The organism is Streptomyces hydrogenans, assembly GCF_014656075.1.
GTDB lineage: Bacteria > Actinomycetota > Actinomycetes > Streptomycetales > Streptomycetaceae > Streptomyces > Streptomyces hydrogenans.
The window spans coordinates 63,597-85,161 of sequence record NZ_BNBS01000022.1 but is presented as its reverse complement, the minus strand read 5'-3'; the positions used below and the strand labels follow the sequence as shown (position 1 = coordinate 85,161).

The 21,565-nt window shown below is 72.6% G+C and carries 19 protein-coding genes and 1 pseudogene; 9 read left to right on the top strand and 11 right to left on the bottom strand.

Features of this window, described 5'->3' with window-relative positions; translation table 11 throughout:
- The 3 genes and pseudogenes from IE321_RS12625 to ybaK all read left to right on the top strand — a co-directional run.
- Nucleotides 1-352: pseudogene (locus IE321_RS12625) on the top strand (hypothetical protein); the annotation flags it as partial.
- Nucleotides 353-362: 10 nt separating this feature from the next.
- Nucleotides 363-1,100 carry an LON peptidase substrate-binding domain-containing protein gene (locus IE321_RS12620; RefSeq protein ID WP_043223160.1) on the top strand — a complete coding sequence of 246 codons (738 nt, stop codon included), beginning with the start codon at nucleotides 363-365 and terminating at the stop codon, nucleotides 1,098-1,100.
- 121 nt (nucleotides 1,101-1,221) lie between these two features.
- Nucleotides 1,222-1,674 (top strand): Cys-tRNA(Pro) deacylase, encoded by a 453-nt coding sequence (gene ybaK, locus IE321_RS12615; protein ID WP_051841868.1) that lies wholly within the window; start codon nucleotides 1,222-1,224, stop codon nucleotides 1,672-1,674.
- 10 nt (nucleotides 1,675-1,684) lie between these two features.
- Here ybaK and IE321_RS12610 read toward each other — a convergent pair whose 3' ends face one another.
- The 4 genes from IE321_RS12610 to IE321_RS12595 all read right to left on the bottom strand — a co-directional run bounded on the left by IE321_RS12610 (nucleotide 1,685) and on the right by IE321_RS12595 (nucleotide 5,528).
- On the bottom strand, nucleotides 1,685-2,293 hold the full coding sequence (locus IE321_RS12610) for a DUF2567 domain-containing protein (protein ID WP_190222906.1): 609 nt from the start codon (nucleotides 2,291-2,293) through the stop codon (nucleotides 1,685-1,687).
- Nucleotides 2,294-2,327: 34 nt separating this feature from the next.
- The gene (locus IE321_RS12605; protein ID WP_370531596.1) at nucleotides 2,328-3,152 is read right to left on the bottom strand and encodes an ABC transporter permease; all 825 of its coding nucleotides are present in this window, start codon (nucleotides 3,150-3,152) and stop codon (nucleotides 2,328-2,330) included.
- Between the two features lie 100 nt (nucleotides 3,153-3,252).
- Nucleotides 3,253-4,236, bottom strand: coding sequence for an ABC transporter ATP-binding protein (locus IE321_RS12600; RefSeq protein ID WP_229916376.1), 984 nt, complete (start codon nucleotides 4,234-4,236; stop codon nucleotides 3,253-3,255).
- Nucleotides 4,237-4,247: 11 nt separating this feature from the next.
- Complete coding sequence (locus IE321_RS12595) at nucleotides 4,248-5,528, bottom strand: NYN domain-containing protein (RefSeq protein ID WP_190222905.1); 1,281 nt, start codon at nucleotides 5,526-5,528, stop codon at nucleotides 4,248-4,250.
- A 235-nt stretch (nucleotides 5,529-5,763) separates the two neighbouring features.
- On the opposite strand from IE321_RS12595, the gene IE321_RS12590 reads away from it, so the two are divergent.
- Nucleotides 5,764-5,934, top strand: a complete 171-nt coding sequence (locus tag IE321_RS12590; protein ID WP_170313797.1) for a hypothetical protein — start codon at nucleotides 5,764-5,766, stop codon at nucleotides 5,932-5,934.
- A gap of 69 nt (nucleotides 5,935-6,003) precedes the next feature.
- Here the strand turns inward: IE321_RS12590 and dnaE are convergent, their stop codons facing one another.
- On the bottom strand, nucleotides 6,004-9,543 hold the full coding sequence (dnaE, locus tag IE321_RS12585; RefSeq protein ID WP_043223151.1) for a DNA polymerase III subunit alpha: 3,540 nt from the start codon (nucleotides 9,541-9,543) through the stop codon (nucleotides 6,004-6,006).
- A gap of 192 nt (nucleotides 9,544-9,735) precedes the next feature.
- On the opposite strand from dnaE, the gene IE321_RS12580 reads away from it, so the two are divergent.
- The 5 genes from IE321_RS12580 to IE321_RS12560 all read left to right on the top strand — a co-directional run bounded on the left by IE321_RS12580 (nucleotide 9,736) and on the right by IE321_RS12560 (nucleotide 15,768).
- Nucleotides 9,736-11,061 carry a DUF2252 domain-containing protein gene (locus tag IE321_RS12580; RefSeq protein ID WP_190222904.1) on the top strand — a complete coding sequence of 442 codons (1,326 nt, stop codon included), beginning with the start codon at nucleotides 9,736-9,738 and terminating at the stop codon, nucleotides 11,059-11,061.
- 61 nt (nucleotides 11,062-11,122) lie between these two features.
- Nucleotides 11,123-11,806, top strand: coding sequence for a hypothetical protein (locus IE321_RS12575; protein WP_043223147.1), 684 nt, complete (start codon nucleotides 11,123-11,125; stop codon nucleotides 11,804-11,806).
- Nucleotides 11,807-11,857: 51 nt separating this feature from the next.
- Complete coding sequence (locus IE321_RS12570; RefSeq protein WP_190222903.1) at nucleotides 11,858-12,673, top strand: thioredoxin domain-containing protein; 816 nt, start codon at nucleotides 11,858-11,860, stop codon at nucleotides 12,671-12,673.
- A 146-nt stretch (nucleotides 12,674-12,819) separates the two neighbouring features.
- Nucleotides 12,820-14,469, top strand: a complete 1,650-nt coding sequence (locus IE321_RS12565; RefSeq protein WP_190222902.1) for an alkaline phosphatase D family protein — start codon at nucleotides 12,820-12,822, stop codon at nucleotides 14,467-14,469.
- 297 nt (nucleotides 14,470-14,766) lie between these two features.
- Nucleotides 14,767-15,768: a zinc metalloprotease gene (locus tag IE321_RS12560; protein ID WP_051841867.1), complete on the top strand. Its 1,002-nt coding sequence runs from the start codon at nucleotides 14,767-14,769 to the stop codon at nucleotides 15,766-15,768.
- A gap of 60 nt (nucleotides 15,769-15,828) precedes the next feature.
- Here IE321_RS12560 and IE321_RS12555 read toward each other — a convergent pair whose 3' ends face one another.
- The 6 genes from IE321_RS12555 to IE321_RS12530 form a co-directional block, all read right to left on the bottom strand.
- On the bottom strand, nucleotides 15,829-16,410 hold the full coding sequence (locus tag IE321_RS12555) for a dienelactone hydrolase family protein (RefSeq protein ID WP_043223142.1): 582 nt from the start codon (nucleotides 16,408-16,410) through the stop codon (nucleotides 15,829-15,831).
- 48 nt (nucleotides 16,411-16,458) lie between these two features.
- Nucleotides 16,459-18,045 (bottom strand): Na+/H+ antiporter, encoded by a 1,587-nt coding sequence (locus IE321_RS12550; protein ID WP_043223140.1) that lies wholly within the window; start codon nucleotides 18,043-18,045, stop codon nucleotides 16,459-16,461.
- Nucleotides 18,046-18,132: 87 nt separating this feature from the next.
- Complete coding sequence (locus IE321_RS12545) at nucleotides 18,133-18,600, bottom strand: GNAT family N-acetyltransferase (RefSeq protein ID WP_043223138.1); 468 nt, start codon at nucleotides 18,598-18,600, stop codon at nucleotides 18,133-18,135.
- Complete coding sequence (locus tag IE321_RS12540) at nucleotides 18,597-19,538, bottom strand: RluA family pseudouridine synthase (protein ID WP_043223136.1); 942 nt, start codon at nucleotides 19,536-19,538, stop codon at nucleotides 18,597-18,599. Before IE321_RS12540 ends, IE321_RS12545 begins: the two co-directional genes overlap by 4 nt.
- Nucleotides 19,539-19,590: 52 nt before the next feature.
- Entirely contained in the window at nucleotides 19,591-20,169 is a 579-nt protein-coding gene (gene lspA / locus IE321_RS12535; RefSeq protein ID WP_190222901.1) for a signal peptidase II, read from the bottom strand.
- Between the two features lie 125 nt (nucleotides 20,170-20,294).
- Complete coding sequence (locus tag IE321_RS12530; RefSeq protein WP_190222900.1) at nucleotides 20,295-21,179, bottom strand: TraR/DksA family transcriptional regulator; 885 nt, start codon at nucleotides 21,177-21,179, stop codon at nucleotides 20,295-20,297.
- Nucleotides 21,180-21,565: the final 386 nt, after the last annotated feature.

Below are 21,565 nucleotides of genomic sequence, written 5' to 3'. Positions count from 1 at the left end.
GGGGCGGGACCGGCCGGCCGGTCCCGCGGCGGGCGGCGCGCGGATCGACCGGGCGGCGGACCGGGGCCTGGCCCTGTCGGCGGCCTTCGCGGCGGGCGACCCGTGGCCGGCCGAGGCGCGGAACCTGCTGGCGTACGTGCTGGTGGAGCGGGGGCGGTGGGAGGAGGCGCTGGCCGAGTTCGGCCGGACGGGGCCGCACGCCACCTCCTTCCCGTGGGCCGTGGGCGGGCACGATCCGCTCCGTCGGTTCCTGGCCACCCGGGACCGGACCCGGACCGAGCTGGCGCGCCGGAGTCCGCTGTGGGGGCGGGCTGGGGCAATCCCCGGACGGAGCGGTCCGCGCGGCCATTAGGCTGGCCGCTGTGACCACCGCTCGCCTGCCCCTCTTCCCGCTCAACGCGGTGCTGTTCCCGGGCCTCGTGCTGCCTCTCAACGTCTTCGAGGAGCGGTATCGCGCCATGATGCGCGCGCTGCTCGACATCGACGACTCCGAGCCGCGACGGTTCGCCGTGGTCGCGATCCGGGACGGGCACGAGGTCGCGCCGACCGCGCCCGGGATGCCGGACCCGACGGCCCTGCCCGAAAAGGGCCCGGCCGCGGGCTTCGGACCGGACCCGCTCAAGAGCTTCCACCCGGTGGCGTGCGTCGCGGACGCGGCGAGCATCCGGCAGCGGGGGGACGGCTCGTACGAGGTGATGGTCACCGGCACCACGCGGGTGCGGCTGCTCTCCGTGGACGCGGGCGGGCCGTTCCTGACGGCCGAGACCGAGGAGCTGCCGGAGAAGCCGGGCGACGAGGCGGAGGCGCTGGCCGAGGGCGTGCTGCGGGCCTTCCGCGCCTACCAGAAGCGGCTGGCGGGGGCGCGGGAGCGGTCGCTGACGACCACGGAGCTGCCCGACGACCCCTCGGTGGTGTCGTATCTGGTCGCCGCCGCGGCCCAGGTGGACATCCCCACGAAGCAGCGGCTCCTGGAGGCCCCGGACACGACGGCCCGGCTGCGCGAGGAGCTGGCGCTGCTGCGCGCGGAGACGGCGGTACTGCGGCACCTGCCGTCGCTGCCGGCGGTGGAGCTGACCCAGGCGCCCACCTACCCGAACTGACGGACCGAGGGAACCGAGAGGCCCCGTGGCGAAGAAGAAGCAGAAGAACACGACAGGGGCGCGCGAAGCGCATTCGGATAAGGGCGGTGGTGGCCGACGGGCGGGCGGGACCCCGGCGACGGTGGCCCTGGCGGCGGCCGGCACGGCGTACACCCTGCACGCCTACGAGCACGACCCGGCGACCCCGTCGTACGGCGAGGAGGCGGCGGAGGCGCTGGGCGTCACCCCCGACCGGGTCTTCAAGACGCTGGTGGCGGACGTCGACGGGGAGCTGACGGTGGCGGTGGTGCCGGTCGCCGGCCAGCTGGACCTGAAGGCGCTGGCGTCGGCCGTGGGCGGCAAGCGGGCGGCGATGGCGGACCCGGCGGCGGCCGAGCGGACGACCGGCTACGTCCGGGGCGGGATCTCGCCGCTGGGCCAGCGCAAGCGGCTGCGCACCGTGCTCGACTCCTCGGCGTCCGAGCACGCCACGATCTGCGTCTCGGCGGGCCGGCGGGGCCTGGAGGTCGAGCTCTCCCCCGCCGACCTGGCCGCGCTCACCGCGGCCGTGCTGGCCCCGATCGGCCGCGGCTGACCCCCGCGGGTCAGCGCTTCTGGAGGTCCCAGCCCGGCTCCGGGTCGCGGGGGCCGAAGAGCCCGGTCAGGAGCAGGTGGACGACCGTCGCGGCGAGCGGCCAGGCCAGCATCGCCGCGGCGCCCATCTGGAGCTTCAGCGGGGCCTCGAAGACGACCTCGGGGCCGACGGCCTTGGCGTGGGCGACGACGTCGGCGGTCGGCCCCAGCTTCGTCCCCAGCCACCAGGCGAGCAGCGAGCCGAGGACGCCGCCGACCGCGAGCCCGAGGGCGAGCGGCACGCCGCCCTTGCGGCGGACCAGGAAGACCACCAGTCCGGCGACGGCGCCGAAGGCGAGGGCGAGGAGGACGAAGGTGCCGTCGGCGCCGATCGCGGCCTCCCCCTCGGAGTCCCGCAGATAGACGCCCTTGCCGTCGGAGATCAGCTGGACCGTGGGGGCCAGCCACACCCAGAGCGCGCCGAGCACCGCTCCGGCGACGGCGGAGGCGGCCGTCACCACGAGGCCCTGGACGACCTCGGCCGCGGTGATCGGGTCGCCGGCCGGTCCCTCGTGCGGCGGGGGCGGGGGCCACCCGGAATCGTGCGGCGGCGGCTGGGAAGGCGTCAGGGGTGCGGTCACCCCGCCATCGTGCCAGGTGCGCCTGTGACCCGCCTCAGCGGACCGCGGCCCGGCGGTAGGCCCAGGTGGCGACGGCCAGCGACAGGACGCCGACGGCGGCGCAGACACCGAGGTCGAGGGCGACGGTCGCCCAGTCCGGGTGCGGGTCGAAGGCGCGGGCCAGGGCCTCGACGCCGTACGTGGAGGGCAGCAGGTCCCGCGCCCAGCCGATCGGCTGCGGCATCCGCTCGGCGGGGAGCACGCCGAGGAGCAGCGCCGCCGACATGCCGAGCTGGCCGAGGAGGGTGGCCAGCTCCTGGCGGGGGGCGAGCAGCCCGAGGGCGGCCCCGAGCCCGGAGAGGGCGGCGCCGGAGAGGGGCACGACGGCGGCGAGCAGCCACAGGTGGCCGAGCGGCAGGCCGAAGAGGACGGCGCCGGTGACGGCGGTGACGAGCGTGCCGGGGACGGTGAAGGAGGCGTACGCGCCGGCGGCGCCGAGCACCACGGCCGCGGGCGGCACCGGCAGGGTGGCGTAGTGGTCGAGGCCGCCGCTGGCCCTGAGCTGGCCGAAGTACTGGGCGAGCAGGTTGAGGGCGACGAAGGCGACGACGAGGACGGTGGAGCCGGCGACGACCGCGCGGGCCTCGGAGCCGCCGTCGACGACCCCGCGCATCAGGATCATGATCCCGATGGACTGGAAGGTGGCGACGAAGAGCAGCGGGATGCGGGCCACCCGGGCCCGGCTGAGCTGCGCCTTGTAGACGGCGGCGAGGGAGGGCAGCAGCCGGGCGGTCGGGGCGAGGGGCGCGGCCTCCTCGGCGTCCCGGGCCCGGGCGGCCGGCACGCCGGCCGGCAGGGCCTCGGCGGGCAGGGTGCTCAACGCGGACAGCTCCTGGGGGTGACGTGCGGTACGTGGGGGGTCACGCCGGTGGTGCGGGCGGCGACGGGCCCGGAGCGGGTGCCGGGCGTACGGGAGGGGGTCACGCCTTCACCAGTCCTTCGCGCGCGGCGCCGCCGAGGGCGAGGTAGACGTCCTCCAGGCTGGGCGTGGCGAGGGTGAAGTCGTCGAGGGCGGCGAAGGCGGCGCCGCCGGTGACCGTGGCGACGGCCGCGCGGGCGGCGTCGGGGGCGAGCCGGAGGACCCAGCGGCGGCCGGACTCCTGGGCCAGTTCGCGCAGGGCGGCGATCTCGGGGAGGCCGAGCGGGGCGGACTCGCGCCACAGCAGTTCGACGCGGACCTCGTCGGCGACGCGCTCCTTGAGCCCGGCGGGGGTGTCGCAGGCGATCACCCGGCCGCGGTCGAGGACGGCGACCCGGTCGAGGACGGTCTCGGCCTCGATGACGTTGTGGGTGACGAGGAGGACGGTGGTGCCGTGTTCGGCGCGGCGGCGGTCGACGGCGGCCCAGACGGCGCGGCGCGCGACCGGGTCCATGCCGGTGGTGGGCTCGTCGAGGACGAGGACCGGCCGGTGGCCGACGAGGGCGGTGGCGAAGCAGGCGAGCCGCCGCTGGCCGCCGGAGAGCTTCTTGAGCGGCCGTCCGGCCAGCTCGCCGAGGCCCAGCTCGTCGAGGACGGCGTCCCGCTCGGCGCGGGCGTCGGCGGCGGTGAGGCCGCGCAGCCGGCCGGTGGTCTCGGCGGCGAGGGCGACGGTCAGCTCGTCGAGGGCGGTGGACTCCTGGCCGAGGTAGGCGAGGAGGCGGGCGGCGCGCTCGGGGTGCCGGACGAGGTCGTGGCCGAGCAGCTCGACGGTGCCGGAGTCGGGGCGCATGAGTCCGGTCAGCTGGCGGACCAGGGTGGACTTGCCCGCGCCGTTGGGGCCGAGCAGCCCGAAGACCTCGCCGCCGCGCACGTCGAGGCTGATCCCGTCGGTGGCCCGCACCTCGGGGGTCGCGGGCGCACCGCGCCTGCCGCGCGTGGCGGGGTACGTCTTGACCAGATCCCGCACCACGCACACCGTACTCACGGGGGAAGAGCCTACGGGGTCGCCGGTCCCGGTCCGGGCGCGGGGGCTTGTTCGGCGGCGGCGCGGACGTCGATCTCGCGCCAGAATCCGGCGCGGATGGCGTAGCGGTCGTGCTCGTCGATCTGGTCGTCCTTGTGGGCGAGGAGGCCGAACCGGGCCGCGTAGCGGAGGAGTTCGCCGTCGATGCGGTGCGGGACGCGGGGGTAGAGGACGGCGAGCCGGTGGGCGTGGCTCTGCTCGGGAAGTCGTTCCAGCCACCGTCGGGCGAACACCTGTCCGACTTCGAAGGGGTCGCCGCCGACGGTGGTGATGTCCTCCTCGCGGTCGGCCCAGCGCTGCTCGGCGCTGGTGAGCTGGGCGAGGGTGGGCAGCGAGGCGGTCTCGGGCGGCTCGCCGAGGGTGGTCGGGGGCCGCTCGACCCAGCCCCGCTCGGAGGACCAGCGCAGGGCGCTGGCCGCCTGGGGAGCGGCGGGGTGCGGGGCGGCGGCGGGGCGCAGCCCGGCGAGGTCCTTGGGGGTGGGCACGGCCTTGCCGGCGGCGGGGGCCGCAACGCCGTGGCCGTCGGCGGGGGGCACCGGGGCGCCGTCGGGGGTCGGATCCCCGTTCCGCGCGGTGGCCGCGGCGGCCTCGGCGGCCTGTTCGTCGGCGGCGAGGGCGGCCTCGGGCAGCGGCGCGGAGAGGATGGCGGCGATCTCCGGGCGGGGCACCGGCGGCGGGGCGCAGACGCCGGTGAGGTCCTTGGCGCGGACGGCCCGGGTGATCCAGATCCGGTCGAGGACCCGGCGCTCGTCGGCCTCGGCGACCAGGTCCTCGGACTGGTTGTAGTCACCGTCGGCGGCCTGGACGGCCCAGAGGTGGACGGCGACGCCGTGCTCCTTGGCGGACATCAGGCCGGGCAGCAGGTCGCCGTCGCCGGTGACGAGGACGATGTCGGTGCAGGCGCGGTTGCGGGCCAGCTCGGTGAGCTCGGTGTGCATGGCCGCGTCGACGCCCTTCTGGGCCCACCGCCCGTCGCTGCGGGTCAGGGCGCCCAGCCGGACGGTGACCCGGGGCATCACGCGCAGCCTGCGGTGCTCGGGCTGGGGCACCCGGTCGGGGGCGCCGTCGAACCAGTAGATCCGCAGCAGCGGGAGGCCGGTCTCGATCTCGGCCCGTTCCCTCAGCTGCTGGATGAGACCCGCGTGGTCCACGCTGATGCGGGACCGGGCCGGTTCCCCGGCGAGCAGGCTGGCGGCCGCCCCCAGCAGATAGCCGGCGTCCACCAGAACGACGCATCGGTCCACGTGCTCCACCCTCTTTCGGATCTCGGCCGGACTCGGGATCTCAGGTGTTCCGGGTTCTTTCGAGTCTGCCCGACGGCCGGGGGGTAGACGGCCGGAACTGGATCATCGGCGTGGCGGAGCCGCCGACGGTCTCCGCACCGGCCGCCCTCACGCACCGTAATGATCCAACATGCGGCGGTTTCTCCCGTGTGTGAGTCTGACAGCGGCCCTGGCCCCTAGGTCCCCTCGAGGAGGCATCATCCCCATGGCCAAGAACCGCAACCAGAACCGTCAGAAGCAGCAGTCGCCGGCCGAGCGCGGTGCCCAGCAGGCGCAGCAGTCGTCGATGGAGTCCCAGGCCGAGAGCCGCGCCTCCCAGGTCACCCCCGGTGACATGGCGCGGAAGGGCCGTCAGAAGCGCTTCGGCCACAACTGACGCCCGGAAGACGGCAAAGGGGCGCGCCCGTGACGACGGGCGCGCCCCTTGCGCGTGCGCGCGGACGGGCTATCCGGCCAGGCAGGACGGGCCGAGCAGCACCTTCAGGTCGCCGAACAGGGCGGGGTCGGCCGTCACCCGGTGCCGGTCGAGGCGGAGGACGGTGGTGGAGCGGGGGCCCTGGAGCTTGATCCGCACCTCGGTGTTGCCCTTGTGGTGGCGGAGGATCTCGTCCAGTCGGCTCACCATCGGCGGGGTGACCTTGAGGGCCGGGATGGTGAGGATCACGGGGGCGTTGGTCCCGGCGTTGGAGAGGTCGGGGACCATCAGCTCCATGGCGACCAGCCGGGGGATGTCCTCGCGCTTGTCGAGCCGGCCCTTGACGAAGACGACGGCGTCCTCGACGAGCTGGGTGGAGACCAGCTGGTAGGTGGCGGGGAAGAACATGCACTCGATGGAGCCGGCCAGGTCCTCGACGGTGGCGATGGCCCAGGCGTTGCCCTGCTTGGTCATCTTCCGCTGGAGGCCGGAGATGATGCCGCCGATGGTGACGACCGCGCCGTCGGCGTGCTCGCCGCCGGTGAGCTGGGAGATCGCCGCGTCGGTCTTGTCGGAGAGGACGTGCTCGATGCCGAAGAGCGGGTGGTCGGAGACGTACAGGCCGAGCATCTCGCGCTCCTGGGCGAGCAGGTAGGACTTCTCCCACTCGACGTCGGAGAACTCGACGTCGAGGCCGAAGCCCGGCTCGTCGCTCGCCTCGTCGCCCATCCCGCCGAACAGGTCGAACTGACCCTCGGCCTCCTTGCGCTTGACCGCCACCACGTTGTCGATCATGGGCTCGTGGTGGGCGACCAGGCCCTTGCGGGTGTGGCCCATCTCGTCGAAGGCGCCGGCCTTGATCAGCGACTCGACGGTCCGCTTATTGCAGACGACGGCCTCGACCTTGTCGAGGAAGTCCGGGAAGGTGGCGTACTTCCCCTTCGCCTTGCGCGACTTGATGATCGACTCGACGACGTTGGTGCCGACGTTGCGGACGGCGGAGAGGCCGAAGAGGATCACGTCGTCGCCCTGGGCGGCGAAGTTCGACTCGGACTCGTTGACGTTGGGCGGGAGCACCTTGATGCCCATCCGGCGGCACTCGTTGAGGTAGACCGCGGACTTGTCCTTGTCGTCCTTGACCGAGGTCAGCAGTCCGGCCATGTACTCGGCCGGGAAGTTGGCCTTGAGGTAGGCCGTCCAGTAGGAGACCAGGCCGTACGCGGCCGAGTGGGCCTTGTTGAAGGCGTAGCCGGCGAAGGGGACCAGGACGTCCCAGAGGGCCTGGATGGCCTCGTCGCTGTAGCCGTTCTTCTTGGCTCCGGCCTGGAAGATGACGAAGTTCTTCGCCAGCTCCTCGGGCTTCTTCTTGCCCATCACGCGGCGGAGGATGTCGGCCTCGCCGAGCGAGTACCCGGCGATGATCTGGGCGGCCTTCTGCACCTGCTCCTGGTACACGATGAGGCCGTAGGTGACCGCGAGCACCTCTTCGAGCGGCTTCTCCAGCTCGGGGTGGATCGGGGTGATCTCCTGCTGCGCGTTCTTGCGCAGGGCGTAGTTCGTGTGCGAGTTCATGCCCATCGGGCCCGGCCGGTACAGGGCGGACACGGCGGAGATGTCTTCGAAGTTGTCGGGCTTCATCAGGCGCAGCAGGGAGCGCATGGGTCCGCCGTCGAACTGGAAGACGCCGAGGGTGTCGCCGCGCTGGAGCAGCTCGAAGGTCTTGGGGTCGTCGAGCGGGAGGGCCAGGAGGTCGAGCTCGATCCCCTTGTTGGCCTTCACCATCTTGACGGCGTCGTCCATGATCGTGAGGTTGCGCAGGCCCAGGAAGTCCATCTTGAGCAGGCCGAGCGACTCGCACTGGGGGTAGTCCCACTGCGTGATGGTGACGCCGTCGGTGTGGCGCACCCAGATCGGGGCGTGGTCGACGATGGGCTCGCTGGACATGATGACGCCGGCGGCGTGCACGCCCATCTGGCGGACCAGGCCCTCGACGCCCCGGGCGGTGTCGATGACCTTCTTGACGTCCGGCTCGTTCTCGTACATCGCGCGGATCTCGCCGGCCTCGCCGTAGCGCGGGTGCGAGGGGTCGGTGATGCCGTTGAGGTCGATGCCCTTGCCGAGGACGTCGGCGGGCATGGCCTTGGTGAGCCGGTCGCCCATGGCGTAGGGGTAGCCGAGGACGCGCGCGGAGTCCTTGATGGCGTTCTTGGCCTTGATCTTGCCGTAGGTGCCGATCATGGCGACCTTGTCGGAGCCGTACTTCTCCGTGACGTACCGGATCACCTCGACGCGCCGGCGCTCGTCGAAGTCGATGTCGACGTCGGGCATGGAGATGCGCTCGGGGTTGAGGAAGCGCTCGAAGATCAGGCCGTGCGGGATCGGGTCGAGGTCGGTGATGCCCATGGCGTACGCGACGATCGAGCCGGCCGCGGAGCCTCGGCCCGGGCCCACCGCGATGCCCTGCTTCTTGGCCCACATGATGAAGTCGGCGACGACGAGGAAGTAGCCGGGGAAGCCCATCGAGATGATGGTGTCCATCTCGTACTCGACCTGCTTCATGCGGTCCTCGGGGATGCCCCCGGGGAAGCGGCGGTGCATGCCGCGCATGGTCTCCTCGCGGAACCAGGTGACCTCGGTGTAGCCCTCGGGGATGTCGAACTTCGGCATCAGGTTCTTCTCGACGAACATGCCGTCGGTCGTCACCTGCTCGGCGACGAGGAGGGTGTTGCGGCAGCCCTCCTGCCAGGCGTCCGAGGAGTCGACGGCGTACATCTCGTCCGTGGACTTCAGGTAGTAGCCGGTGCCGTCGAAGCGGAAGCGGTCCGGGTCGGAGAGGTTCTTGCCGGTCTGGATGCACAGCAGGGCGTCGTGGGCGGTGGCCTCGTGCGCGTAGGTGTAGTGCGAGTCGTTGGTGACCAGCGGCGGGATGCCGAGCTTCTTGCCGATCTCCAGGAGGCCGTCGCGGACCCGGCGCTCGATCTCGATGCCGTGGTCCATCAGCTCCAGGAAGTAGCGCTCCTTGCCGAAGATGTCCTGGTACTCGGAGGCGGACTTCAGGGCCTCGTCGAACTGGCCGAGCCGGAGGCGGGTCTGCAGCTCGCCGGAGGGGCAGCCGGTGGAGGCGATCAGGCCCTCGGACCACTGCGAGATGGTCTCCTTGTCCATCCGGGGCCACTTCTGGAGCCAGCCCTCGGCGTAGGCGTCGGAGGAGAGCTTGAAGAGGTTGTGCAGTCCGGTGGCGTTCGCCGCCCAGATCGTCTTGTGGGTGTAACCGCCGGAGCCGGAGACGTCGTCCCGCTTCTGGTGCGGCTGGCCCCACTGGATCTTGCGCTTGTTGCGGCGGGACTCGGGGGCGACGTACGCCTCGATGCCGATGATCGGCGTCACGCCCGCCTTCTTGGCGGTGTGGAAGAAGTCGTACGCCCCGTGCAGGTTGCCGTGGTCGGACATGGCGATATGGGTCATGCCCATCTCGTTGCACGCGTTGAACATGTCCTTCAGCCGCGCGGCACCGTCCAGCAGGGAGTACTGGGTGTGGACGTGGAGGTGCGTGAAGGGCGGCTTGGTCACGGGGGGTGCCTCCGGCGATGCTGCGATCTTCCGGGGAGCGACCCCCGGACCCCCGCTCTCCGGGGGGACAGCGTCGAAGTCTACGTCGCACGAGTGACAAGAGCGGGGCACCGAGGACTAGGGTCGCGCGTTGGGTGAGGTGGAACACCTGCCCCATTTGTCATGACCAGTCTCGCACCAGGAGGCACTTCGATGCCGGTCCCCCAGCCCGCCGCCGACGAGCGCGGCGAGCAGATCCTCGCCGTCTTCGACACCGCCTTCGGCGAGCTCCTCGCCGCCGACCCGGCGGCCTTCCGGGTCAAGTTCCGGAAGATGGCCGGCTCCGCCTTCGCCTTCTACCGGGGCACCGCCTGCCTCTTCTACCGGGACCTGGAGGCGGAGGCCCACGAGGGCCCGTTCCTGGACGAGCGGACCGGCCGGGTGTGGATCCACGGCGATCTGCACGCGGAGAACTTCGGCACCTACATGGACGCCAACGGACGCCTGGTCTTCAACGTGAACGACTTCGACGAGGCGTACGTGGGCCCCTTCACCTGGGACCTCAAGCGGCTCGCCGCCTCCCTCGCCCTGATCGGCTACGCCAAGGCGCTCAGCGACGAGCAGATCACCCACCTGGTCCGGATCTACGCGGCGGCCTACCGGGAGCGGATAGGCGCCCTGGCCTCCGGCAGCCGCGGCGACCAGGCGCCCGGCTTCACCCTGGAGACCGCCGACGGGGCGCTGCTCGGCGCGCTCCGCGAGGCCCGGGCGATGACCCGCTTCGGGCTGCTGGACTCGATGACCGAGATCCGGGAGTACGAGCGCCGCTTCGCGCCCGGCGGCGGGGCGATCGAGCTGGACGCGGCGACCCGCTACAAGGTGCTTGCGGCCTTCGACGGCTATCTGGCGACCCTGCCGGAGTCCTCGCTGGTCCGCCCGGACTCGTACCGCGTGAAGGACGTCGTCGGGCGGCGCGGGATCGGCATCGGCTCGGCCGGCCTCCCCTCGTACAACATCCTGCTGGAGGGGCACAGCGACGCGCTGGAGAACGACGTCGTGATCTACATGAAGCAGGCGCAGACCCCGGCGGTGTCGCGGCACGTCACGGACCCGGCGGTGCGGGGCTACTTCCGGCACGAGGGGCACCGCACGGTGATCTCGCAGCGGGCGCTCCAGGCGCACGCGGACCCGTGGCTGGGGTGGACCGAGCTGGACGGCGCCGGGCAGCTGGTGGCCGAGGTCTCGCCGTACGCCGTGGACCTGGACTGGTCGGACATCGACGACCCCCAGGACATCGCGCTGACCGTGGCGGACCTGGGGCGGGCGACCGCGACCATGCACGCGGCGGCCGACGAGTCGAGCGGGCACTCGCTGGTGGCGTTCTCCACGGAGCAGGCCATCGACGCGGTCGTCTCGGCCGACGAGGAGGGCTTCGCGGAGCTCCTGGTGGAGTTCGCCCACGCGTACGGGGCACGGGCGCGCGCCGACCACCAGATCTTCGTGGACCTCTTCCGGAACGGCCGGATCCCGGGGCTGTAAGCAGGCGCACAGCTCCTTCTTAGGAGGCCCTTACGACCCGCCGTGGCACACTCGTCCAATAATGGACATGGCAGGGACGCGGCTGAGGGCGCTGCGGGCAGCGGTCTTCACGGCACTGGTCGTGACCCTGTCCGTGGCCTCCCATGTGCTGCTCTCCGGGGCGCCGCTGCCGCTGGGCACCGTCCTGCCGGTCGCCGCCGGGGTCTTCGCCGTGGCGTACGCGCTGGCCGGCCGGGAGCGGGGCTTCGGCCCGATCGCGGGGCTGCTCGTCCCGCTGGAGCTGGCCGCCGACACCCTCTTCACCTCCGGCCAGGCAGTCTGTTACGGCCCCGCGGGCGGGCCGGTCGCCGGCGCGCTGCGGTCCTTCGGGGTGGAGGTGCTGTGCGGCGGGGCCGTGGGCACGCCGCTGCCGGGGGTCGCCGCGCCCGAGGGCGGGGCGGCCGCGGTGCTCGCCTCCCCCGATCCAGCGCTGCCCTGGCTGCTGCTCGGCGCCCACGTGCTGGTCGGCCTCTCGGCCGCGAGCTGGCTGCGCGGCGGCGAGCGGGCGCTGGCCCGGCTGGTCGGCGCGGCGGCGGCCTCGGCCTTCCGGCCGCTGGAGCTGCTCGCGGCCCTGGTGGGCGCGGACCGTCCGGCGGCGCCGGGCCCGGCGCGTCCGGAGTCCCGGCCGGGCCCGTCCCGCACGCGTCTGCTCGTGCACTCCGTGGGGCGGCGGGGGCCGCCGCGGGGATCGCTCGCTCTCGTCTGAGCGCACGCTCCCCCAGCCTCCCCCTCTTTCACTCCCCGGAGATTCACGATCATGAGCGCACGCAACAACCAGGCCAACAAGGCTGCCGCCCGCGAGCGTCTGCGCGTCGAGCGCGAGCGCCAGGCCAAGAAGGACCGGGCCCGCCGGCAGCTGGTAGTCGGCGTCTCGGCGGTGGCCGTGCTCGCCGCCGCCGGCGGCATCGGCTACGCGGTCGTCCAGGCCAACCAGCCCACCGCGTGGGAGACCGCGGCCGACGCGAAGACGGTCACGGCCCCGAAGAACACCGAGGGCGCGAACGGCACGACCGTCGTCGTCGGCAAGGACTCCGCGAAGAAGACCCTGGAGATCTACGAGGACTCGCGCTGCCCGGTCTGCGCGACCTTCGAGCAGTCGGTCGGCTCCACCGTCGAGAAGGACGTCGCGGCCGGCAAGTACAAGCTCAAGTACGTGGGCGCGACCTTCATCGACAACATGGACCAGGGCGAGGGCTCGAAGAACGCCCTGTCGGCGCTGGGCGCGGCGCTCGACGTGAGCCCGGAGGCCTTCCTCGACTACAAGGCGGCGCTCTACTCCGCGAAGTGGCACCCGGAGGAGAGCGAGGACAAGTTCGCGAAGGACTCCTACCTCCTGGAGGTCGCGGACACGGTCGAGGCGCTGAAGGGCAACGCGGCCTTCCGGCAGCACGTGGAGGACGGCACCTTCGACGCCTGGGCGATGAAGATGTCGAAGACCTTCGGCGAGAGCGGTGTGACGGGCACGCCGACGCTGAAGATGGACGGCAGGACGCTGACGGCCGAGGGGTCGCAGAACCCGCCGCTGACGGTCGAGGAGTTCAACGCCGCGCTGACCCCGGTCCTGGCCGGCTGACCCTCCTCCCCGCCCCTCCCCGGTCCGCCCGGACCGGGGAGTGAGGGGCTCCGGCGGAAGATCGTCGTGAGCGGCGGGCGAATCCCCGGAGAACTTTCCGGATTCCGCCTGTCAACCTTTTGTACCCGTCAGTAATCTGACTGGCCGTGACCAGTCACTCCATATCTCCCGCCCCCACGCGGCGCACGGTCGTCAAGGCCGCCGCCGTCACCGCCGCCACCGCCGACGCGCTCGCCGCCGCGGCCGGGCCGGCCCTCGCGGACGCCCCGGCGCCCGCCTTCCCGCAGGGCGTCGCCTCCGGCGACCCGCTGCCCGGATCGGTCCTGCTGTGGACGCGCGTCACCCCCTCCCCCGAGGCCGTGCCCGGCTCCGGGCTCGGCGCGGACGTCCGCGTCGACTGGGAGGTGGCCGAGGACCGCGGCTTCGCCCGGGTCGTCGCCTCCGGCGCCACCACGGCGGGTGCCGCCGCCGACCACACCGTCAAGGCCGACGTCCGCGGACTGCGCCCGGCCACCGCCTACTTCTTCCGCTTCACCGCCGGCGGGACCGTCTCGCCGACCGGCCGCACCCGCACCGCCCCGGCCGCCGACTCCGCCGCGCCGGGCGTCCGCTTCGGCGTGGTGTCCTGCGCCAACTACGAGGCCGGGCACTTCTCCGCCTACCGCCACCTGGCCGCCCGCGCCGACCTCGACGCGATCCTGCACCTGGGCGACTACATCTACGAGTACGCCAGCGGGGTCTACCCGAAGGCCGAGGACACCGTCCGGACGCACGAGCCACGCCACGAGATCGTGTCGCTCGCCGACTACCGCACCCGGCACGGCCGGTACAAGACGGACCCGGACCTCCAGGCGCTGCACGCGGCCCACCCGGTGGTGGCGATCTGGGACGACCACGAGTTCGCCAACGACGCCTGGACCGGCGGGGCCGAGAACCACACCCCCGGTGCCGAGGGCGAGTGGGCCGCCCGGGTCGCCGCCGCCAAGCGGGCCTACTTCGAGTGGATGCCGGTGCGCGCCTCCACCGAGGGCACGGTCTTCCGCCGGCTCCGCTTCGGCAGGCTGGCCGATCTGCACCTGCTGGACCTGCGTTCCTTCCGCTCCGCCCAGGCGAAGACGGGCTCCGGCACGGTCGACGACCCGGACCGCACGATCACGGGCCGGGCGCAGCTCGACTGGCTGAAGTCCGGCCTCGCCGGTTCGGACGCCGCCTGGCAGCTGGTCGGCACCTCGGTGATGATCTCGCCGGTCGCCTTCGGCTCGCTGCCCGCGTACCTGCTGGAGCCGCTCGCCGGGCTGCTCGGGCTGCCGGCCGAGGGGATCGCGGTCAACGTCGACCAGTGGGACGGCTACACCGACGACCGCAAGGAGCTCCTCGCGCACCTGAGCTCCCGGGCGATCCGGAACACCGTCTTCCTGACCGGCGACATCCACATGGCCTGGGCCAACGACGTGCCGGCCAGGGCCGCCACGTACCCGCTCTCGGCCTCGGTGGCCACGGAGTTCGTGGTCACCTCGGTGACCTCGGACAACCTGGACGACCTGCTGAACGTCGCCCCCGGCACCCTCTCGGTGGTGGCCGCGGGCGCGGTGAAGGCGGCCAACCGGCACGTGAAGTGGGTGGACATGGACCACCACGGCTACGGCGTGCTCGACGTGACCGCCGAGCGCTCGCAGATGGACTACTACACGGTCTCCGACAAGCGCGATCCGGCCGCGAGCGCGTCCTGGGCGCGCTCCTACCGGACGGCCAGCGGAACGCAGCGCGTCGAGCGGGTGTACCAGCCGGTCATCTGAGCGACGATTGACCGTCGATTTTCGGCCATGATCCTCTGTGTTAACGCAGGATCACATGGCTACGGCGGGTGGTGGATCCGGAGGATCGAAACCGGACACACCACCCGCCACCGGTGCGGGTTTCGTTACGTCGACGTCTCAAACTCCGGAACCCACAAGAAAATTTCCTCCCGATCACCCGAATTGCCCTCCGATTGATTGGGCTTGATCACCGCTCAACGACGTCTGACATGGACGCGTAATCTCCCCGCAGTGGCGAGGAAGTACCTCTCCACCACCCCCCGCGAGGAGTCACCTGTGCGTGCTCTTGTCCGTATATCGCCGCGTACCTCACGTCGTGTACTCGGCACCGCCGTCCTGGCCGGAACCCTGGCCCTGGCACCCCTCTCCGCCCCCGTCGTCGCCCAGGCCTCCCCCACCCTGGCCGGCGCCTCCGCCGAGGAGTGCGCCGACGACACGGCCGCCCTGTCCGGAGCCCGCAAGGAGAAGGGCGCCGGCAGCCACGCCGCCGAGCCCAACGAGGTCAGCGCCGCCCAGGCCAAGGCCATGGACGACGACCTGCGCAAGAAGCTGGCCGCCGCCAAGTCGAGCGGCCGGGTCAGCGCCCAGGCCGACGCCGCCGCCGTGGTCACCATCCCGGTGTACTTCCACGTCGTCCACAGCGGTACGACGGGCAAGCTGACGTCCACCCAGATCAACAACCAGATGGCCGTCCTCAACGCCGCCTACGGCGGCCAGGGCACCGGCAACGTCAACACCGGTTTCCAGTTCTCGCTGGCCGGGACCGACTACACGGACAACGCGAGCTGGTACAACCTGACCTCGGGCTCCACCGCCGAGAAGCAGATGAAGCAGACCCTCCGCAAGGGCGGCGCCGGCGCGCTGAACTTCTACACCGCCAACCTCGGCGGCGGCCTGCTCGGCTGGGCGACCTTCCCGACCTCGTACAACTCCAACCCGTCCATGGACGGCGTGGTCGTCCTCGACGCCTCCCTGCCGGGCGGCTCGGCGGCCAACTACGACGAGGGCGACACCGCCACCCACGAGGTCGGCCACTGGATGGGCCTCTACCACACCTTCCAGGGCGGCTGTAACGGCAACGGCGACTACGTCTCCGACACCCCGGCCGAGAAGTCCCCGGCGTACGAGTGCCCGACCGGCCGCGACTCCTGCGCCTCCAAGGCCGGCGTGGACCCGATCCACAACTTCATGGACTACACGTACGACGCCTGCATGTACCAGTTCACCACGGGCCAGGTGACCCGGATGAACGACCACTGGACCGCGTACCGCGGCTGACGGCCCGTCCACGCGTGAGAACGGCCCCCGGGGAGTGCTCCCCGGGGGCCGTTCCCCGTCTCAGTCCTCCTCGGCGAGCCCGTCGAGGAAGTCGAGGGCGATCGCCCAGGTCCGCTCCGCCGCCTCGGCGTCCCAGTCCGGCAGCTCCGGGTCCGTGTACACGTGCCCGGCCCCCCGGTAGCGGTAGACCTCCACCTCCGCCCCGGCCCTGCGCATCTGGAGGTACCAGGCGGACAGCCAGTCGTCGGTCTCGAACGGGTCCGGCTCGGCCACGTGCAGCTGCACGGGCAGGTCGTCCACCGAGGCGTTCGGCGCGAGGTCCGAGGTGCCGTGGAGCAGCAGCAGCCCGCGCGCCTTCTCGTCGCCGAGCGCCAGGGTCTGGGCGACCGAGGCGCCGAAGGAGAAGCCCGCGTAGACGAGACCGCGCTCCGAGTAGGGGGCGGCCGCCAGGACCGCGCGCTTCAGCAGCTCGTCCGAGCCGATCTCGTCCTTCCTCGCCATGCCCTCCTCCACCGATTCGGTGGTCCAGCCGTCGAAGAGGTCCGGCACCCACACCTGGTGGCCGGCGGCCCGCAGCCGGTCGGCGGCGGCGTCGACGGCCGGGCGCTTCCCGTGCACCGAGTGGAAAAGCATGATGTCCATACGGGCCATCCTGCCACCCGCCGCCGACGACACGCCGGAACCCCCAGGTCAGCGCATCGACCGGACGTCGAGCTGGCGCAGCACCCGGTCCACCACCTCGGGGTCGGCGCCCGGCTCGCTGCGCGCCGAGAGCACCGCGTGCCGCGCGGCGGACATCATCTCCCGCTGGATGGCCTGGAGCCGCTTCACCCGGTCGACCCGCTCGGTGAAGGCGGCCCGCCGCTCCTCGTCCACCATGTCCGGACTGATCCGCGCCCCGATGTCGAAGGCCCCGCGCTGGAGCCGCTCGGCGACCTCCTCGGGCAGCTCCTCGACGTCCTCGATCTCCTTCAGCCGCCGCTTGGCGGCCTTCGCGGCGCGCACGGCGAGCTCCCGCTCGAAGGCCCGTTCAGCGTCCGCGTCGGCCCGCACGCCGAGCGTGCGCACCAGCCAGGGCAGGGTGAGCCCCTGGGCGACGAGCGTGGCCAGGATCACGCAGAAGGCGATGAAGATCAGCTCGTCCCGGCCGGGGAAGGGCGAACCGTCGTCGGTGGTCAGCGGGATGGCGAGGGCCAGCGCGACCGAGGCCACCCCGCGCATCCCGGACCACCACATGACGACGGTCTCCCGCCAGCTCGTGGGGATCTCCTCGGCGACGTCCCGCCGGTCGTGCATCCGCTTGGCCAGCCAGGTCGCGGGCAGCAGCCACAGCAGCCGGACCCCGACGACCACGGCGACGACCGCGGCGCCCCAGCCGAGCATCTCGCCGACCCGGCCCTCGGCGACGCCGAAGACGTGGATCAGCTCCAGGCCGATGAGGCCGAAGGCGATGCCGGTGACCAGCGTGTCGACGATCTCCCAGAAGGTCTGCCCGGCGAGCCGCCCCATCACGTCGTCGGCGTCCACCGCGTACTCGGCGAGGAAGAGCGCCGTGACGAGGACCGCGAGCACGCCGGAGCCGTGCAGCTCCTCGGCGAGGACGTAGGAGACGAAGGGGACGAGGAGGGTGAGTCCGGTCTGGAGGGTGGCGTCGCCGAGGAAGCCCATCAGCTTGTTGGTGAGCCAGCCCAGCGCGAGGCCGACGGCGACCGCCACGACCGCCGAGAGGACCAGCTCGCCCAGCGCCTCCGGCCAGGAGAACTCGCCGCTCACCACCGCCGCGATGGCCACGTGGTAGAGCACGATCGCGGTGACGTCGTTGAAGAGCCCCTCGCCCTCCAGGATCGACACCAGGCGCCGGGGCAGCCCCAGCGAGCCGGCGACGGCGGTCGCCGCGACCGGGTCGGGCGGCGCGATCAGGGCGCCGAGCGCGAAGGCGGCGGCCAGCGGGATCCCGGGCACCAGCGCGTTCGCCACCGCGCCGACCGCGGCCGTGGTGACGAAGACCAGGGCGACCGCGAGCAGGAAGATCGGCCGCCGGTTCGCCGCGAACTGCCGCCAGGACGTCCGCTGCACCGAGGCGTAGAGCAGCGGCGGCAGCACCAGCGGCAGGATGAACTCGGGCGGGATGTCGACGTTCGGCACGAACGGCAGGAAGGCCAGCACGATCCCGAGGAGCGTCATCAGGACGGGCGCGGGCAGCCCGAGCCGGTCCCCCAGCGGGACGGTGAGGAGGGCGCCGAGCAGCAGCAGGAACAGGAGGGCCAATTGATCCACGACCCCACCCTGTCACGTACGTCCGTTTTGGCGGCTATGACCCCCTTGGCGGGGGAAGATGTCCGCCGTGCTACGGGACGGAGGCGCTCAGAGGGCGCGCCGCATGGCCCGGTGCGGCATGCCCGCGTCCGGGAACTCCCCGCCGTACGCCGCGTATCCCAGGCGCTCGTAGAAGCCGAGGGCGTGGGTCTGGGCGTGCAGGTCGACGGCGGCCAGGCCGCGCTCCCGGGCCGCGTCCTCGATGGCCCGGACCAGCGCCGCGCCGACCCCGAGGCCGCGCGCGTCGCCGGTGACGGCGAGCCGGCCGAGCGAGCCGACGGAGGCGTCCGCCCCGGTTTTGCCGGTCGCGTCCTCGCCGTGCAGCAGCCGCCCGGTGCCCAGCGGCACCCCGTCCGCGCGGACCGCGAGCACGTGCACCGCGGTGGAGTCGTACGTGTCGTACTCCAGCTCGCGCGGGACGCCCTGCTCCTCGACGAAGACCGCGCGGCGGACCGCGAAGCACTTCTCCAGGTCGTCCTCGCCGACGGCCTCGCGGACCGCGTACGCCCCGCTCACCGGCTCTCCGCCTCGATGCGGTCCAGGGCGGTGCTCAGGTCGGCCGGGTAGGTGGACTCGAACTCGACCCACCGCCCGTCGCCGGGGTGCTCGAAGCCCAGCCGGACCGCGTGCAGCCACTGGCGGGTCAGCCCGAGCCGCTTGGCCATGGTCGGGTCGGCGCCGTAGGTCAGGTCGCCGACGCAGGGGTGGCGGTGGGCCGACATGTGCACCCGGATCTGGTGGGTGCGGCCGGTCTCCAGCTTGATGTCGAGCAGCGAGGCCGCGCGGTACGCCTCGATCAGGTCGTAGTGGGTGACCGACGGCTTGCCCTCGGCGGTCACGGCCCACTTGTAGTCGTGGTTCGGGTGCCGGCCGATGGGCGCGTCGATGGTGCCGCTCAGCGGGTCGGGGTGGCCCTGGACCAGCGCGTGGTAGCGCTTCTCGACCGTGCGCTCCTTGAACTGGCGCTTGAGCGAGGTGTACGCGTACTCCGACTTGGCGACCACCATCAGGCCCGAGGTGCCGACGTCGAGCCGGTGCACGATGCCCTGGCGCTCGGCGGCGCCCGAGGTGGAGATCCGGTAGCCGGCGGCGGCGAGGCCGCCGATCACGGTGGTGCCGGTCCAGCCGGGGCTGGGGTGGGCGGCGACCCCGACCGGCTTGGTGATCACCACGATGTCGTCGTCGTCGTGGACGATCTCCATGCCCTCGACGGGCTCGGCGACGATCTGGACCGGCGCGGGGGCGCCGGGCATCTCGACCTCCAGCCACGCCCCGCCGCTGACCCGCTCGGACTTGCCGACGACGGAGCCGTCGACCTGGACCTTCCCCGCGGCGGCGAGCTCGGCCGCCTTCGTACGGGAAAACCCGAACATACGGGCGATGGCGGCGTCGACGCGCTCGCCCTCCAGGCCATCGGGAACGGGCAGGGTGCGGATCTCGGGACTCGTGCTCACCCGTCGAGTATGCCTTGTGCGGAAGCCTGCCCGTCCTCCGCGCGGTCCGGACTCAGTCCTTGTGGATCGTGCCGTCCGGGTCCAGGCCCCGGAACGACAGGATGACGATCAGGATGCCGCCGCAGACGATCGCCGAGTCGGCGAGGTTGAAGACGGCGAAGTGCGCCGGGGCGATGAAGTCCACCACCGCGCCCTCGAAGGCGCCCGGCGAGCGGAACAGCCGGTCGGTGAGATTGCCCAGGGCGCCGCCGAGCAGCAGGCCCAGCGCGATCGCCCAGGGCAGGCTGTAGAGCTTGCGGGCCAGCCGGATGATCACCACGATGACGGCCGCGGCGATGCAGGTGAAGACGATGGTGAACGCCTCGCCCATGCCGAAGGCCGCGCCCGGGTTGCGGATCGCCTCGAAGCGGAGCAGGTCGCCGATCACCTTGATCGGCTCGCGGCCCTCCAGCTTCTCCACCACGACGATCTTGCTGCCGAGGTCGATCAGATAGGCGAGCACGGCCACCACGAAGAGCGCGACGATCCGCCGCCTGCCCCGGGGCCGCTCCTCCGCGCGCTCCTCCGGGACGGCCGAGTCCTCGGCCCCTGCTGAATCCGGCGTACCGATGACGCTCTCCGCCTCTGCCACGTGAGTGAGTCCCTCGTACCTCGATGCCTGACCGTGCACCGAGGGTACGGCACAGGTGTACGGGACCGGCAGCCCGTACCGCCGGTCCGCGCACGTCGGGGGCGGCACGGACCGCCCGCGGGGACCTAGCCGCGCCGCTCCTGCCTCTGCTTGTCCTCCACGCACAGGGTGGCGCGCGGGAACGCCTGCATCCGGGCCTTGCCGATGGGCTTGCCGCAGACCTCGCAGAGGCCGTACGTGCCCGCGTCGAGCCGCTCCAGGGCGTGCTCGGTCTGCTCCAGCATCTCCCGCGCGTTCGCCGCCAGGGCCAGCTCGTGCTCGCGGGTGATGTTCTTGGTGCCGGTGTCGGCCTCGTCGTGGCCGGCGCCGTCGCCGGAGTCCCGCATCAGGCCGGTCAGCTCCTCCTGCGAGTGGGCCAGCTCGCTGCGCAGCCGCAGCACCTCGGCCTGGAGCTCGCTGCGGGCCTCGGCGACCTCGTCCGGCGTCCACGGGTCCTCGCCGGGCCGTACCGCGAGCTCCCCGGTACGCGCCGGGGGCACGGCCGCCTCGTCCTCGGCGGTCGTGACGCCACCCGCGGTCTTCTTCGCTGCCACCGTCCTGGCTCCTGTCTGCTTCTTCGCGGCGGCCTTCCGGCCGACGGCCTTCTTCACGGACTTCGACCGCCCCGCGGACTCCTCCGCGGCTTCCGTCACGGTCTCCGCGGTCTTCCCCGCGGTCTTCTTCGCGGCCTTCTTCGCGGTCTTCTTCGCGGCCTTCCTCGCCGGCTTCCCGGCGGACTCCTCCGCGCCCGCCCCACCGGCACCCGCCGCCTTCCTCGCGGGGCGCTTAGCGGCCTTCGGGGCGGCCGCCTCCTCCGCCTCGGCCGCGGACGCGCGGGACGGGGCCGCCGTCCGCTTCGCCGGCTTCTTCCCGGCGTCCTCCGGGGCCCCGGGATCGCCCGGGGAACCGGTCGAGCCGGGGTCCCCGGCGGCGGCCGGGGACTGCTTCGCGGCGGTCTTCTTCGCCACCATGTCGCGGCCCCTTCACATTTTGTGATCTTGCTCGCGCATCGTGCTGGGACGATAAATCGGCCCGGGGCCCGCGGCAACGGGGCACGCCGCCCCCGCCGCCCGCCCCGCGGCCCCCGGGGCGGACCCGTGGGAACAGGTGCCCAACTCCCCGCCGGGTTATCCGCCCCGCCGCTCCCCCGCACGGGCCGACGAAGTCCGTGCCGCCCCGTGTGGCCATTCGGGTCACCCCTCAACCGGTCGGCCCGGCGCCCCCGCGCCCCGTACACTGGCCTCAGCGAGAGGCGTCGATGGGGCCAGTAGCGTCGTACGCAGCCATGAGCGATCCGGGGACGGTGAGAGCCCGGGGGCGAGCCCGATGCGAAGCATCACCCCGGAGCTGCCGGAAG